Origin of the sequence: Parasphingorhabdus sp., assembly GCF_049667325.1 — a bacterium.
Lineage (GTDB): Bacteria > Pseudomonadota > Alphaproteobacteria > Sphingomonadales > Sphingomonadaceae > Parasphingorhabdus.
On record NZ_JBATHY010000057.1, the window covers coordinates 1 to 16,724 of the forward strand.

Genomic DNA, 16,724 nt, shown 5'->3' on the forward strand with positions numbered 1-16,724 from the left:
GGGTCTCGCTTATTCTGACCAGGCCGGAACATTGGCCGCATTGCAGGCTGCCCTTAATTCGACGCCTACCGGGATGACCCGACTTGCAGCAGGTAATCCGTTGCTGGGTGACCCGACTTCCGATCCCGGTGCCTTCTTTGATATCAGCGAAACAACCAACGCTGGCTACGGGCCGTTGAATTTTGAATTTGGCCCGGTCCGCGGTAACGCAGGTCTGCGCTATGTTATGACGACGATCAGTTCCCTGGGTAACCAAATTACCCCCACAGGGGTAACCCCGATTGTGACGACCGGCAAATATGATGAACTGTTGCCACGTTTCAATATCGTTGCCGACATAAGCAATGACCTGGTGGCCCGTGCGAGCTTTGGTAAAGATATTAACCGCCCGGATTTTAACGACTTATCTACTTCGGTGAATTTTGGTACCGGTCCGAATAATCCGGTGGCAATCGGTAATCCAAACCTGGCGCCTGAAACCGTGACCTCTTACGACGCATCACTCAGCTATTATTTCGCACCCGCAGCGGTAATCAGCGTCGGTGTCTTCCATAAGAAACGCAAAAATCTCTTTGTCGATCAACTGGAAGCTCCCGCGATCGATATTAACGGTTTTGTCGACATTACACCGCCTTGTGAAGACGGCGGTATTTACAACCCGATTCCCGATCGCAACGTTTTGTCAAATGTACCGGGCAATGGATTGTGTGTCGGCAAACTGACGAAAATCAACGACACGGGAAGCACCAAGCAGACCGGAGTCGAGGTGGCGTTCCAGTATGATCTGTCCAGCTTTGAGGATGCGATCGGTTTCGCATCGGGCTTTGGTCTTGCAGCCAACTATACCTACCAGAAGTTCAGTGGTGGTACCGCTACCAATGATGCCGCGCCGCGCGGAAGAGATATCTTCAACGCGATAAACGGTATTTACAACGACAATAATTTTGTAACCTATTCGGCCGTGCAAGGATTGCTTGATTTCTCCAAACATGCTTACAATGTTACGGCATTCTACGAGAAATACGGCATTTCAGCCCGGGCGCGCTACACATGGCGGAGTGCATTCCGGACAAATGATACGGCGGGTGGCGCTACGCTTACCAGTACCCTGGGCTTCCCTGTGGTTACCGCGGCGAGGGGGCAGCTCAACGGCAGCATCACCTATGATCTGACCGACAATATCAATATCGGGGTCGAGGGCGTCAACCTCACCAAGTCCAAGATCAGCCAATATTGTGTCAACGACGGGGCGCTGCTGTGCTTCCAGGGGTTGCCAGACCGGAGACTTACATTTGGTGCAAGCATCAAATTCTAGACAGACTTGAGAAACGGAAGCCGTGAGCTGTCAGGCTCAAGGCAGCCGGTTTTCCTAACCCCAACGGGGGAATGGCGCGGCGGGAACTTTAACCTGCTGCGCCATTTTTTTGTTCAACATTCCTCCGCTAAAACATTGGTATGATGTACTTACTATCATTGGTATATATTAAGGGTTGACAATGAAGTCAGCCAAAGGCAGCCTCTGATCAAATAAAAACACTACAGGGGGAGAAGATTCGATGAAACAGGTGGCTGAATCCGCACGCAGCAACGGCTCGCGGCGCCGTTTTTCAACGGCACTTTTGGCTGGAACGGCTTTGACAATGATCGCCACGCCAGCTTGGGCGCAATCAACGCAAGGCGATGAGCGTGCGATCGTTGTTACCGGTATTCGCGCCACCATTCAGGACAGTATTGAAACCAAGAAGGATTCGGTTGAGGTCTTCGATGCCCTTTCGGCCGAGGAGATCGGGGACATACCCGCGCTTTCCATTGGTGAGGCGCTGGAAACCCTGACCGGTGCGGCTTCCCACCGGGAGCAGGGCGGCGCAACCGAAATTTCGATCCGTGGCCTCGGCCCCTTTCTGGGTTCGACGGTGATCAATGGTCGTATCGCATCTAACGGCAGCGGCGATCGCTCGGTCAACTTTAGCCAGTTCCCTTCCGAGTTGTTCAGCAAAATCGGGATCTACAAGACTCAGGCGGCCAGCTATATTGAAGGCGGCGTGGCCGGCCAGATCGCCCTTGAGTCGATCAAGCCGCTCGATTATGGCAAGCGGAGGTTTCAGGGCAATTTCAAGCTCAATGCCAATCCCGACAATCTCGATATCGCTCCAGACCAGCGGTTCCAGAAATTTGGCTATCGCGCGACCGGGAGCTATGTGGACCAGTTCGAACTGGGTGATGCCGAGCTGGGTATATCACTCGGCTATTCACGCAATAAATCGACCAATCCCGAGCAGGAGGCAAATGTTTCCAACACCATTCGGGCTTGTGTACTCGATCCGACAACCACGAGTGATGGCGTATTTGATGATGGCAACTGCGACACAAGCGGCGGCACAATCGACGGCTTGCGCGATGGCAGTGTCACCAACGATTTTGTGATTGCCCGGAACAGCTATGCGTTCCGTTCCAATATTACCGATGATACGCGCGATTCATTTTTCGGCGCCCTTCAGTTCAAGCCAAGTCCCGACGTCGATATCAATGCGGATTTCCAATATTCGAAGCGCCTGTTCAAAGAACAGCGCAGCGACCTGAATTTTGCCGAAGGTCGCCGGATCGATGGCCCGGGTGATGCCAATGCAATTCCAGGCTATCCGTTGATCTACACGGACAGCGGCGCGCTGCGTCAGTTCACGAACGAGCAGCGTATCGAGGCAGTTAGTGAATATCTCGAACGCGATGAGGAATATTATGGTGGCGGGCTGTCGCTAGATGCCCAGGTCAGCGATCGCGTCAAGATTTCGCTTGATGCTTCCTATTCCCAAACCCAGCGTATCGAGGAAGCGGTCCAGATCCGTTTCCGGACGGAAGACAATGAGGATATAACCGGTGCAGCCGTCTGGCCGAACGCATTTGAAAGTGACGGCAGCTCGACCAATGACCGGGTCGAGACGGCTGTTCAGATCATGCAGAACGGCTCGCAAGGGCTGAACTTTGTCACCCAGAATTTCGACGTCACCAATCACGATCTGTTCGCTAACGACCCGCGTTTGCGTGCTGATCTGGAGCAGGACCGCTTCAACAGCGTTTGGGCGTTTCGGGGGGATGTCGAATATGAAATGGACGGTTTCCTGACTTCCATTCAGACCGGCGCCCGTTATCAGAAACTCACCTATCGCGATGTGCCGGGTGCTTCGAACGGCACGAGCCGGTTTGAAAATACCTATAACGATACTGATGGTACCGGTGCTCTGGCTGTTGCCAATCGGGAATGTCGTACGAGCTTTCCTGAAACCGGGTTCCTTGCATCGGTTTCCGGCGGCAATCCACTGATCACCAATGTTGATGGCGCGGGAAATGTGATCAGTACATCAAACAGTTTTGCGACCTTCGATGCCCTATGTATCGCGCGGGTACTGGAGCGCGAGGATCCTTCGGGGCTGCAATTTGATGAAGATGGTATTCCCATTTACCCAACTGGCGATTTTGACTCGATTCAAAACACCAATGTTTCTGAAAAAACCTGGGCCGGTTACCTCCAAGCGAATTTTGACAAGGATTGGGGAGATACCCCGGTACGCGGCAATATTGGTTTGCGGGTGGTCAATACCAAGGTTAGATCAACCGGTTTCCGCGGAACGCTTTCGGCATCGTTTAACGCCAGTGGCGAATTGATTATCACCGAAGACACAAACTCGTTGGTCCCGGTGACTGGCGGCAATTCCTACACCGAATTCCTCCCCAGCTTAAATCTGGTGGCGGAATTCCAACCCGAACTGCTGGGACGCTTCGCGGTATATCGCGCGCTGTCGCGTCCCGATCCTTCGTCTCTGAGCTTTGGCAGGACATTTAATGCATTGGCGGATGACACCGTAACCTCGATTGCCGATGCCATCGGAACGGCAAATGCCACAGGCAACCCGTTCACTATGCCGCTGCTGTCGTGGAACATTGACGCTGGCCTGGAATGGTATCCGAACGAGGACACGATTCTTGCTTTCAATGCTTACTACAAAAGCTTCAACGGCGGCTTCGAGACTGTTGGCCAGAACGAGATATTCACGGTTGACGGACAGGATCTGAATACGCTGGTGACAACAACTAACACTTCCGATGACACCAGTACGATATATGGTGTCGAAATAACGGCTGCACATCGTTTCAGCTATCTCCCGAAGCCACTCGATGGTTTCGGCTTCAAGCTCAGCTACAATTATGCGGACTCGAATTTTCAGTTTGAGGATGACACGCTGGGTGCGATCACCACTGTTAATGCAGACGGTACGACAGCGACGAGCAACGGCCTTATTCCTCCGTCGAACCTGTTCGGATTCTCGAAGCATGTCCTTTCGGCGCAGCTGTACTACGAAATCGGCCCGTTCGATTTCCAGGGTGTCTACAAATACCGCAGCAACTACTTCCAGCAATTTGTCGCGACGCCAGGCCGCGTTCGTTATGTTGACGACGTAAATGTGTTCGAAGCCCGAGCGTCGTTCCGATTGAACAACAACGTCAAGTTCACGATCGAAGGGATCAACCTGTTCAACGAACCGCGGACCAATTATCGCGGCGCGCCGGATGACTTTGGAGCGATCCAGGTTTACGGACCCCGCTACTTTGCCGGCGTTCAATTCAAATTCTAGATTCCAACGGGGATGGGCGCAGCGGGACTTTGAACCCGCTGTGCCATTTAACAATAATTGACACACTGTCGCTGGAGTAGACAATTGGTATGAAGATGCGCTATCAGCAGGAAGTTCGAAGTAGCAATCTTTCAATGGGATAGACAGGGAATATGGGCGTAAAGCGACTTTTCCATAGTGTAGCCGAGCAGATCACGGATTTGATCGAGGGCGGCGTGTTTCCCGCTGGCGCTCGGCTCCCCGGAGAACGAGAATTGGCGGAACGATTCGGGGTTAGCCGGGTCACCATACGAGAGGCCGAAATTGCCTTGCAGGCGATTGGACGGATCGAGATCAAGACCGGCTCCGGGGTCTATGTTTGCGAGGAGCAGCCGAGGGAAGCAGGACATCTTCCGGATGTCAGTGCGTTTGAATTGACCGAGGCAAGATTGCTGTTTGAATCAGAGGCAGCAGCTTTGGCGGCGCAGAATATTTCCGACGGAGATATTGCCCGGCTTGGTGAGTTTATCGAACTTATGGGTTCGAAAGATGAAGCCGTGTCTACCGATGCCGATCAGCAATTTCATATCGCCATCGCCGAGGCATCCGGCAATGCCGCGATCGTCCATACCATAAAGACCCTGTGGCGCATGCGCGAGGAGTTGCCCGACGTAAAGGCAGCGTATGAATCGGTTTGTGAAATGGACACCAGTACCAGAACCAACGAACATCAGGAAATTTATGATGCCATGGCGGCGCGCAATCCGCTCGCGGCGAGACAGGCGATGCACAGCCATTTTCGCCGCCTGATTGCGACCATGCTCGATGCTTCGGAAAAGCAGGCTCTGGAAGAAGTGCAGCAACGCGCGAATGAAAGTCGCGAACGGTTTTTATCCGCTGCCAAAAACTTCTAGACCAATCTGTTACCGAAATACTATCCTACCAATTGGTATATGCATTAAACCTTTTTGGTAATAACAATTGGTTGACTTCGTCGGGCTCCACTGATATTCCGAAGCATAAAGATAAAAAGAGGATGACGGGGAATGTGGACCAGGCGCTGCCTTGCTGTTTTATGCTTCTGGCTGATGGCGGCCCCCGCGCAGGCCGAGCAGTATCTTGTACAAAATATCGACGAGTATAACGCGGCGGCAAAAAAGCTTGTTGCCGGCGATGTCATCATCCTTGCCAACGGCAGGTGGCAGGATTTTGAAATCAAAATTTCCGGCAAAGGCACGCAGGCCAAGCCAATCACCCTCAGATCCCAGGATTCGGGCAAGGTTTTTCTGACCGGCCAGTCAAATCTTCGTATCGGCGGCGAATATATACTGGTTACCGGCCTAGTCTTTCGCGATGGTTACAGCCCGACCGGTGAAGTCATTTCCTTTCGGAGATCAAAAGACGATCTCGCCCGGAACAGCCGTGTTACGGAAGTGGTGATCGACGGGTTCAGCAAGCCTGATCGTTATGAGTCTGACTATTGGGTCGGAATGTATGGCAAGAACAACCGTTTTGATCACAATCATCTTGCTGGAAAGACCAACAAAGGCGTGACCTTCGCGGTCCGTCTGGACAGCAAGGAAAGCCAGGAGAACGGTCACCGCATCGACCATAATTATTTTGGCCCGCGCCCCGTGCTCGGTTCGAATGGCGGCGAGACATTACGCATCGGTACCAGCAAATATTCGATGTTTGATTCCAACACTTTGGTCGAGAATAACTATTTCGATCGCTGTGATGGAGAAGTCGAGATCATCTCGTCGAAAGCCGGAAGGAATATTTATCGGGGCAACATATTCTTTGAATCAAGCGGGACGCTGACGCTGCGGCACGGGGATGGCAATCTGGTCGAGAACAATGTGTTTTTTGGCAATGGCAAAGATCACACCGGCGGCATCCGCGTCATCAATCGGGACCAGACGATCCGCAATAATTATATGGAGGGGTTGCGCGGAACAGGGTTTGCCAGCGCGCTAACCGTGATGAACGGCGTCCCCAATTCGCCTGTGAACCGCTACGTCCAGGTCGACAATGCAATTATCGAGAATAACAGTGTCGTTGACAGTGCGCGCATTACGTTCGCTGCGGGTGCCGATGCGGAGCGCTCTGCCGCCCCGGTAAACAGCCGGTTCCAGAATAACCTGCTCGGCAGCACTGACCCGGGCACGTTTGTGAAAATCCAGGATGACATCAGCGGAATTGGAATTGCGCAAAATCTGTTGATCAGCGGCAAGCTTGATAAACCGGTAGCGGGAATTTCTGAAGGCGAAGTGGTTCTGACCCGCGCTGAAAACGGTCTGCTTTATCCCGAAGGTTCCGGCATTGGCGTATCTCGTGACCTGATGCCGGTTACGCGCGATCAGGTCGGTGTCCCGTGGTATCCCAAACCGCAGACAGGTGACCGCTTTGGTACGGGCAAGACCATGTCCGTGCAGCCTGGCGAAGATACTCTCACCGAAGCTTTTTCGGCGACCTCCGACGGGGATCGCCTGGTATTGAGCGCCGGCGATTATCTGGTGAACAAGGTTCTGCCGCTGGACAAGGCCATTTCGATCGAAGGACCAAAAGATGGCGTGGCAAAAATCAGTTTCGCCCGGCCTTCGCTGATTGAAATCAAGCAGGGCGGAAGCCTGCGCCTGCACAATCTTGTCATTGACGGTGGTATGGCTCCGGATTCGGTTGGCAATGCGGTTATCCGCACGACCATTTTCCCCATCCAGTCTAACTTCCTGATCGAACTTGACCGCGTTTCCGTGGCGAACCTGGATGTGAACAAATCTTTTCATGTCATCATGCTGGGCAAGAGCTCGTTCGCGGATCGTGTCAGCATCAAGAACAGCAATTTCGTCAATATCTCCGGCTCGGTCTTGCAGGCCGCGGCGGAGACCGAAGATTACGGTCAGTATAATGCGGAATATATCGAGGTGTCGGGTTCCAACTTCAAAGATATTGGCGGCGAGCTATTCAACATCTATCGCGGCGGTCGGGACGAAAGTACGTTCGGCCCGCATTTTTCTTTGACCGACTCGAATTTCATGAATGCCGGGCGCAGCAGCAACAATATTACCGGATCATCCATGGTCCTGCACGGGGTGCAACATAGCGATATCAGCAACAATATGTTTCTCGATGCCGCGCCGATCAAAATTGTCCACACGGTCGGTCGTCCTCAAACCCGGATATCTGGCAATAAATCCAAAAACATGCCCGCGCCAATTCTCGAGGAATTAGATCATCAGGGCGCGCATCGTGCTATTCTGGTGGGCAATCATTTTGAAGGCGCAGCAAAGCCATGAGGGGCAAGCTCCTGGCGGTCGCACTTTGGGGTGCTGCCTCTTCTGCCGCCGTCGCAGGGCCGGTCGAATCCTCCCTGACCGCTTCTGCGGCGGCGGCACAGCAATATGCGCCGCTATTCAAAAGCGAAATGGAGCTCGCCCGGTCTTTTGTCGACCAGATGATCGAAGCGGGTGTCGTCGTTCCCGTTCCGAAAGACCCCGGAGGCGGTTACACACACGAACAGCACAAGCGCAATTACAAGGCGATCTACGAAGGCGGCCAGCTTTACCGGATTACCGGCGAGCGGAAATATGCCGACTATGTACGCGACATGTTGCTGGCCTATGCAAAGCTCTATCCGACATTGGCCGAGCATCCGGCGCGTAAAGACAGCCAGAGTTCCGGCAGAATTTTTTGGCAGGTGCTGAACGATGCGATGTGGATGGTGCACGCCATCCAGGGCTATGAAGCTGTTCGCGGCAGCCTTTCAGAATCCGACCGCAATAATATTGACGACAATCTGTTTCGCACGGCAGCGGCTTTTCTCTCCACCGGCTCGGCAGAGACGTTCAGCAAGATCCACAATCATGCGACCTGGGCCACGGCTGGCGTGGGCATGACGGGCTATGTTCTGGGCGACAAGGAGCTGGTCGACATCGCTTTGCTTGGACTGGATAAAAGCGGCCAGACCGGATTTTTGCGCCAGAGCGAGCTGCTGTTTTCGCCGGACGGCTATTATACCGAAGGGCCTTATTATCAGCGTTTCGCACTGAAGCCTTTCGTGGTGTTCGCCGGGGTGATTGAAAAAAACGATCCCGCCCGCAAGATCTTCGAGCATCGTGATGGGATATTGCTGAAGGCGCTGCGCACCACCATCCAGTTGACCTATGACGGATATTTTTTCCCGTTCAACGATGCGATCAAGGATAAAAGCCTTCAAACCGATGAATTGTTTCACGGCGTCGCCGTTGCCTATAGCAAAACCCGCGATCCCGGGCTGTTGTCTATTGCGCAGTGGCAGGGGCGCACGGTGCTCACGGACGATGGCAAGCTGGTCGCCGATGATCTGGCCGCTGGCAAGGCCAAGTCCTTTCCCTTCAAGTCGCTGTTGCTGAGCGATGGACCGGAAGGAGACCAGGGCGCGGTCGCAATACTGCGCCAGGGTGACAGCACAAGCGGCCAGGCACTGGTTGCCAAGAACAGCTCGCAGGGCATGGGGCACGGTCATTTCGACAAGCTCAGCTGGCAATATTATGACAATGGCAACGAGATTGTCAGTGACTATGGTGCCGCGCGTTTCCTGAACATAGAAGCCAAGGATGGTGGCCGCTATCTGCCCGAGAACGAAAGCTGGGCGAAGCAGAGCATTGCCCACAATACGCTGGTGGTTGACGAGAAGAGCCATTTCGATGGCGATGAGAAGCTCGCTGACACGATCGCACCAAGGCAACTCTATTTTTCGGACGTTGAGGGCGCACAAATCAGTTCGGCAGTCATCGAAGGCGCCTACCCCGGCACCAGCTTTACCCGCACGCTGGCGCTGCTTGATGTTGACAGCCTGTCAGAGCCCGTGGTGATCGACGTCGTTCGCGTTCGCTCTGACAAGGCAAATCAATATGACCTGCCTCTGCATTATCAGGGGCACATCATGCGGGTCGGATTTGAGACGAAATCGAATATTACGGCGCGACCGGTGCTGGGAACCGACAACGGCTATCAGCATATCTGGGTTGATGCGGTCGGAAAGTCCCAGGAGCAAAATGGATTTGTCACAACTTTGCTGGATGACCGGTTTTACACCTATCGCTTTGTGCCGCAACGGGGCTCTGAAACGATTCTGGCGGAAATCGGGGCCAATGATCCCAGTTTCAATCTGCGGCGCGAACCGATAGTGATACAGCGGGTCAATAATGCGCAAAATATTACCTTTGTAAGCATGCTTGAAGCACATGGCCGTTATGACGGCGCCGCGGAGCAGACGGTTGAAGGTGACAGCCAGATAAAATCTCTCGGCCATGAAAGCGTCAACGGTGCCGATATCGTCTTTGTCGAGACTTTAGATGGCAAAAAGACCGCGTTCGCCATTTCCTACGACTCCGATCCCGAAAAGAAGCACTCTGTTAAAGTCGGCGGCCAAATGTTGAACTGGACCGGCTTCGCGGCCCGGATCGATCTGCCCTCTGGAAAGGCGCAGCAATGACCGCAATATTGCAAAACCGCAGCGAGACATTTGTTCAGGGTGCGGACGTGCCAATTGAAACCCTGGGCGAAGGGATTACAAGGCAGATACTGACCTATGGTCCCGATCTCATGCTCTGCCGCCTGTGGTTTGAATCGGGTTCTGTCGGCGACGTGCACCAGCATCCACATAGCCAGATCAGCTACATCGAATCGGGCCGGTTTCGCGCGATGATGGGCGGCAAGGAGCGGGAGCTGGTCGCCGGGGACAGCGTGGCGATTACGCCTGACACCGACCATGGAATCAGCTGCATCGAAGCCGGCTCTCTGCTCGACATATTCAATCCCGCAAGGGAAGACTTTTTGGCAACGGGGGAAGAAAAATCGTGAGCGCTGTTAAAAAAGTAGGCAGTTTCCGTTGGGCCATTGTCAGCCTCGTCGCGCTGGCGACCATCATCAACTATATTGATCGTGGCGCGCTGGGCTTTTTATGGCCGGAAATTTCGGAAGACATCGGCCTGACCAAAACCGACTACGCAATAATTCTGAATGTATTCACATTCGCCTATGCATTTGGGCAGACGCTGTTTGGCAAGATATTTGACTGGATCGGGACGCGCCTTGGCTTCGTACTCTCGATTGTTGTCTGGTCGGCAGCAACGATGTTGCACGCTGCTGCTACCGGATTGATGAGCTTTGCTGTGTTCCGCGGATTTCTCGGCCTGTCCGAGGCGGGAAACTGGCCGGGTGCGACCAAGGCCAATGCCGAATGGTTTCCAATCAACGAACGCGCTCTCGCGCAGGGCGTTTTCAATTCCGGCGCGGCGATCGGGGGCATCATTTCTGCGCCGATCATTGGCATCCTCTTTGTCTTTTTGGGCAGCTGGCAAGCGACTTTTATCGCCGTTGGCGCGCTCGGTTTCCTGTGGCTCGTGCCATGGCTGATCATTTACAAGTCTGGTCCCGAAAGCCATCCCTGGCTGTCCGAGGATGAGCGTCAATATATCCTGACCGGCCAGAAGAACGCCGAAACCAACGAAGTCGCGACTTACGCACCAAATTCGGGAGAAATTCTCTCGCGCAAGGAAAGCTGGGGCGTCATAATGGCATCCTTTTTCCTCGATCCGATCTGGTGGCTGTTTGTCGGCTGGCTGCCGTTATATCTCTATGAAACCTACGGCTTCGGAGTTGAAGAAATCGCGAGCTATGCGTGGGTTCCCTATGTCGGTGCCATGTTCGGCGCATGGTTCGGCGGCATATTGGCGGGGCGGCTTATCAAATCCGGCTGGACCGTCAACAAGACGCGCAAGGTGGTAATCGCCCTGGGCGGATTGATCATGCTGGTGTCGCTGTTGATGACCATCGTCGCTGCATCGCCTTTGATAGCGGTTCTGTTAATGGCGGCGATACTTTTCGGCTTCCAGACGGCGGTAGGGAACATCCAGACATTGCCAAGCGATTTTTACAGTGGAAAATCCGTCGCCTCGCTTGCGGGATTTGCGGGTACGGCAGCCAAGCTCGCGGTGGTGGGGCTTAACTTCCTGATCCCGGTCATCACGGTCAACAGCTACGCACCGGCCTTTGCGGTTGGTGCCGGACTGGCGATCATGACCGTTTTGTCAGTGTTGATTCTATGTACCGATATCAAACCGCTGAAACCGAAAACTTCTTAATCACATCCTCCTCATCATTTGAATAACAGGGAAAAACACATGACTAAACTTAAAGGAAAAACTGCGATCGTAACCGGTGGTAGCCGCGATATCGGTCGGGCTGTTTCGGAAAGACTGGCCGCCGAAGGCGCGAATGTCGTGGTCAATTACTGCAACAACAAAGCTGACGGCAAGGCAACTCTGGACGCCATCAAGACGGCTGGCGGCAAAGCGATATTGGTCCAGGCCGATGTTACGAAACAAGCGGATGTCGACCGTCTGGTCGCCGAAACTGTTGCGGCATTTGGCGACAAGATCGATATATTGGTGAACGTCACAGGCGGTCTGGTGGCGCGCAAGGGTCTTGCCGAAATGGATGGCGAGTTTTTCAATCAAGTCATGCAGCTAAACGTCACATCGACCTTCATGATGACTCAGGCGGTCGCCCCGTATATGCCGGAGGGCAGCGCGATACTGAATTTTGCTTCACAAGCTGGCCGCGATGGCGGCGGCCCAGGTGCTGCCGCCTACGGCACGTCAAAGGGTGCCGTGATGACGTTCACCCGGGCGATGGCAAAGGAACTTGGCCCGAAAGGCATCCGCGTCAATTCACTTTGCCCCGGCATGATTGCAACCGCCTTCCACGATACGTTTACCAAGGATGAGGTGCGTACGGCTGTGGCCGCCGGAACGCCGCTCCGTCGTCAGGGTAATCCGGAGGAGGTTGCGCGTACCGTGGCCAATCTGGTGTCGGATGACAGCAGCTTTGTTACAGGCGCGAATATCGACATCAACGGCGGAACGCTTTTCTCCTGACTCCAACATTTGCGAGCATGAAATGAACAACAACACCGCCACTATATTAGAAGCGAAATTTGCTGCTGCACCCGTGGTGCCGTTGATTGAAGCCAGTGATCCTGCGGTTGCGGTGGCGACGGCAAAGGCACTGCAAGCAGGCGGATTGGACGTCTTGGAAGTCGTCCTGAGAACGGATGCCGCGCTTGATTGCATGGCGGCGATAATCGCCGAAACCGAAGGGATAGTGGTCGGGGCAGGCACTATTCTGACGCTCGACGACGCGAGGGCTGCGGTGGCGCGGGGCGCACAGTTCATCGTCTCGCCAGGCCTTATCTATGCGGTCGTTAATTTCTGCAAAGACAATGATCTTCCGGTATTCCCGGGGACGATGACGCCCGGCGAGGTCCAACAGGCCCATTGTATTGGTCTTGGCACGGTGAAGTTTTTCCCTGCCAAACTGGCCGGCGGTGTGCCGATGCTCAAGGCATTGAGTTCGGTCTTTCGCGATATGCGTTTCATGCCGACGGGCGGCGTGTCCGCAGACAATTTGGGCGAATTTCTGGCCGTACCTTCCGTGATTGCCTGCGGCGGTAGCTGGCTCACGCCCAAGGCGGCGATAGACGCAGGTGATTATGATGCAATAACCAAGCTGGCCCGCGAAGCTGTCGCTCTCGCACGTGCTGCTAGACCATAAGGAATCTGGATATGGCTGACTTTTTGTCATTTGGTGAAATCATGCTTCGATTGAAAACTTCGGGGCATGAACGGTTTTTCCAGTCGCCCTCGTTTGAAGCGACATTTGGCGGCGGCGAGGCCAATGTGGCTGTTGCGCTGAGCAACTATGGACTGTCGTCCGGCTTTGTTTCGGCGCTCCCGGACAATGATGTCGGGGCTTCTGCGATCGGCGAACTTAAGCGCTTTGGGGTGGATACATCCCACGTCCGGCGCTCGGGCGAACGGGTTGGAATCTATTTTCTGGAATCTGGAGCCAATCAGCGCCCTTCCAAGGTCATTTACGACCGTGCCCACTCGGCTATCAGCGAGTGTAAACCAGGCGATTTTGATTGGGCGCGCATTTTCGACGGGGCAAAATGGCTCCATATTACCGGTATCACCCCGGCGCTGACCCAGGATTCCGCAGACCTCAGCATTGAATGTGTGAAGGCGGCGAAAAAGACAGGCGTCACTGTCTCTTGTGACTTCAACTTTCGCGGCAAACTCTGGAAATATGGCAAGACGGCTCCCGAAGTGATGAGCGAGCTGGTCAAACATGTCGATGTCGGCATTGCCAATGAAGAGGATTGCCAGAAATCGCTCGGCATCAGCGTGGATGTTGATGTTGAAACCGGCGAGCTCGATACAAAAAAATATGAAGCGCTGTCAGAAAAGGTGCTCGAACTTTATCCCGATATGTCGACCATCGCGATCACACTCAGGGAAAGCCACAGCGCTGACCGCAACGGCTGGTCGGCGTGTCTGCGCAACCGGGATCAGGGGTTCAAATTGTCCCGGCACTATGAGTTGACCGATATTGTCGACCGCGTTGGTGGAGGCGACAGCTTTGCTTCCGCCCTGATTTACGGGCTCAACGCTTACGACGACAAACAGCAGTCGCTTGAATTTGCGGTGGCAGCAAGCTGCCTGAAACATTCCATTTTGGGTGATTTCAACCGGGTCACGGTTCCGGAAGTAGAGAAACTCATGTCCGGCGATGGATCTGGCCGCGTGCAGAGATAGGCGCGAGATGTTGCTGACCAAACTCAATATGTCTGCTGGCGGTAAGGCCTCGGGGGAGCGTGGCCAAAACATCCGCGTCGCCAATGATAACCCGTCTCGTGAGCAGATTTTGTTCGAGAAATGCGTACAAAGAGAACTGGGCGGGAAAAGCCAGGATGGCGGCAAGCGGATAAACGGTGATCAAGGCAAAGCCGATCCCCGGTCATAATCACCGGCTGAACCACCAAGCCATGACGAGGGCAAGCCCCGTGGTCAATCCGGTCACGCTGGCGATCGAGCAGCCTCTGGAGCAATAACAGGATGGCATCATCGAACCTATTCGGCCTGAAGGAAAAGCTCACCCTCTTCCTGCCCGGCATCTTTCTGCTCGGTTTCAACATCGGCACGGGCAGTGTCACCACCATGGCCAAGGCCGGTGCCACCTATGGCATGTCCTTGTTGTGGACCGTGCTGATCTCCTGTGTGGCCACATACGTGATGATCGGGGCCTACGGCCGATACACGCTGGTTACCGGTGAAACGGCGCTTCAGGCTTTTCGCAAGCATATCCACCCGGCGGTCGGCCTGTTTTTCATCGTCGCGTTGACGGTCGGGGTCGGCGGCAGTGTGATGGGCGTGATGGGCATTGTTGCCGAGATCAGTTTTGAATGGTCCAAGACGTATTTTGCTGGCGGTATTGCGCCGATTTACTGGGCCGCCTTTTTCGTCAGTCTTGTCTTTTTCATTTTCTGGAACGGGCGCACGCAGTTTTTCGAACGCGCTCTTGCGGTCATAGTCGCCATCATGGCGGCCAGTTTTGTCCTGAACTTTTTCCTGCTTATGCCGCCGCCGATTGATATCGCGGAAGGTTTGATCCCGTCTGTTCCCGAAGTTGCCGAAACGGAGACAAAGGGACAGGGGCCACTGTTGCTGATTGCGTCAATGGTCGGAACGACACTTTTCTCCGGCCTGTTCATCATTCGCACCACGCTGGTCAAGGAGGCCGGCTGGACAATCAAGGATGACCAGAAGCAACGCCGCGATGCATTATTTGCCGTTGTCATGATGTTTGTGATCAGCGCAGCCATCATGGCCGCTGCCGCCGGGACTTTATTTGCCGAGGGTATCGGACTGGATGCTCCCGCGCAGATGATCACGTTGCTGGAACCTTTGGCAGGACCATTCGCTGCTTCCATCTTTGCCATAGGGATCATTGCAGCGGGCGTTTCGTCGCAATTTCCCAATGTCCTGATGTTGCCCTGGCTGCTCTGCGACTATCAAAACTCCGAACGCGACATGACATTGCCAAGATACCGGATGATGGTGTTTTTCATCTCGTTGCTCGGACTGGTCGTGCCCCTGTTCGAGGCGCGGCCGCTATTCATAATGATCGCGTCTCAGGCCTTTAACGTGGTGCTCTTGCCGGCAACCGTGGCCTGCATATTCTATCTCGGCAACAGGAAAGACTTGATGGGCGCGCATCGTCATGGCTTACTCACCAATGCCAGCCTTGCTGCCATCTTCCTGTTTTCGCTGGTGACAGCTTATATGGGCTTTGGCGGATTGCTGGAATTGCTGGGACGCTAGGAGAAAGGTGCATCATGCGTGAATCGTGGCGATGGTTTGGGCCAAATGATCCGGTAAGTCTGGCTGATATTCGTCAGACAGGCGCAACCGACATCGTCAGCGCGCTGCATGATATTCCCATCGGCGAGCCATGGCCGCGGGCATCCATCGCGTCTCATAAAGCGATGATTGAAGAACATAATGACGCAATGTCACCCCTGCGGTGGACCGTTGTTGAAAGCATTCCGGTTCATGAAGACATTAAACTGGCCGCGCCGGGTCATCAGAAATATGTCGACAACTGGATTGCAACGCTCGAAAATCTGGCCTCGGAAAACATAGATACTATCTGCTATAATTTCATGCCGGTCATCGACTGGACCCGTACCGATTTGATGCACCGACTACCCAATGGCGCCTATGCGCTGCGGTTTGACCAGGACAGGTTTGCCGCCTTTGACTTGTTCATTTTGCAGCGCTCAGATGCGGCGGATGATTACACACAAGACGAATATGTCCGTGCCGAGCGCGTGTATGCGGCAATGACGCCGGTGGAAAGGACCGAACTTACCCGCACGATCATTGCCGGTTTGCCCGGGAAAATGACCGATGCCTACACGCTGGATGATTTTCGCGCAGCGCTGGCGCGTTATCAGCGTATCGACCATGCCGGACTGCGGCAAAATCTGATTGCCTTTCTCGCACAGGTCTTGCCGCATGCCGAGAAAGCCGGGGTAAAGCTGGCCATTCATCCCGACGATCCTCCCTGGGATATGTTCGGACTGCCGCGTGTCATTTGCACCCCCGATGATCTGGACCAGCTATTTGGCGAATTGCCCAGTCCGGCCAACGGCATGACCCTTTGCGTCGGTACCTATGGCAGCAGGCCCGACAATGATCTGCCGCGGATGGCGCGTGATTATGCGCAGCG

General features: G+C 54.3%; 13 protein-coding genes. All 13 read left to right on the top strand.

Translation table 11 applies throughout. The features are described from left to right. The coding region (locus tag WBM93_RS03175) for a TonB-dependent receptor domain-containing protein (RefSeq protein ID WP_424428077.1) at positions 1-1,315 on the top strand (1,315 nt) is incomplete at its 5' end. Positions 1,316-1,556: 241 nt separating this feature from the next. Further along, complete coding sequence (locus WBM93_RS03180; protein WP_424428079.1) at positions 1,557-4,628, top strand: TonB-dependent receptor; 3,072 nt, start codon at positions 1,557-1,559, stop codon at positions 4,626-4,628. A 152-nt stretch (positions 4,629-4,780) separates the two neighbouring features. Next, the gene (locus WBM93_RS03185; protein ID WP_424428081.1) at positions 4,781-5,521 is read left to right on the top strand and encodes a FadR/GntR family transcriptional regulator; all 741 of its coding nucleotides are present in this window, start codon (positions 4,781-4,783) and stop codon (positions 5,519-5,521) included. A gap of 174 nt (positions 5,522-5,695) precedes the next feature. Next, complete coding sequence (locus WBM93_RS03190; protein ID WP_424428083.1) at positions 5,696-7,903, top strand: polysaccharide lyase 6 family protein; 2,208 nt, start codon at positions 5,696-5,698, stop codon at positions 7,901-7,903. After that, the gene (locus WBM93_RS03195; protein ID WP_424428085.1) at positions 7,900-10,083 is read left to right on the top strand and encodes an alginate lyase family protein; all 2,184 of its coding nucleotides are present in this window, start codon (positions 7,900-7,902) and stop codon (positions 10,081-10,083) included. Before WBM93_RS03190 ends, WBM93_RS03195 begins: the two co-directional genes overlap by 4 nt. Continuing rightward, positions 10,080-10,451 (top strand): cupin domain-containing protein, encoded by a 372-nt coding sequence (locus tag WBM93_RS03200; RefSeq protein WP_424428087.1) that lies wholly within the window; start codon positions 10,080-10,082, stop codon positions 10,449-10,451. The genes WBM93_RS03195 and WBM93_RS03200 overlap by 4 nt, the downstream gene beginning before the upstream one ends. Continuing rightward, a complete protein-coding gene (locus WBM93_RS03205; protein WP_424428088.1) occupies positions 10,448-11,734 on the top strand; it encodes an MFS transporter in 1,287 nt (428 codons plus the stop codon). Before WBM93_RS03200 ends, WBM93_RS03205 begins: the two co-directional genes overlap by 4 nt. 39 nt (positions 11,735-11,773) lie before the next feature. Next, on the top strand, positions 11,774-12,529 hold the full coding sequence (locus WBM93_RS03210) for an SDR family NAD(P)-dependent oxidoreductase (RefSeq protein ID WP_424428089.1): 756 nt from the start codon (positions 11,774-11,776) through the stop codon (positions 12,527-12,529). A 22-nt stretch (positions 12,530-12,551) separates the two neighbouring features. Continuing rightward, positions 12,552-13,205, top strand: a complete 654-nt coding sequence (locus WBM93_RS03215) for a bifunctional 4-hydroxy-2-oxoglutarate aldolase/2-dehydro-3-deoxy-phosphogluconate aldolase (protein ID WP_424428091.1) — start codon at positions 12,552-12,554, stop codon at positions 13,203-13,205. A gap of 11 nt (positions 13,206-13,216) precedes the next feature. Further along, positions 13,217-14,248, top strand: a complete 1,032-nt coding sequence (locus tag WBM93_RS03220) for a PfkB family carbohydrate kinase (RefSeq protein WP_424428093.1) — start codon at positions 13,217-13,219, stop codon at positions 14,246-14,248. Positions 14,249-14,255: 7 nt separating this feature from the next. After that, entirely contained in the window at positions 14,256-14,456 is a 201-nt protein-coding gene (locus WBM93_RS03225; protein ID WP_424428095.1) for a hypothetical protein, read from the top strand. Positions 14,457-14,548: 92 nt separating this feature from the next. Continuing rightward, positions 14,549-15,814, top strand: a complete 1,266-nt coding sequence (locus WBM93_RS03230; RefSeq protein WP_424428097.1) for an Nramp family divalent metal transporter — start codon at positions 14,549-14,551, stop codon at positions 15,812-15,814. Positions 15,815-15,828: 14 nt separating this feature from the next. Then, positions 15,829-16,724 (top strand): mannonate dehydratase (gene uxuA / locus WBM93_RS03235; protein ID WP_424428099.1); only part of this gene is annotated, 896 nt, incomplete at its 3' end.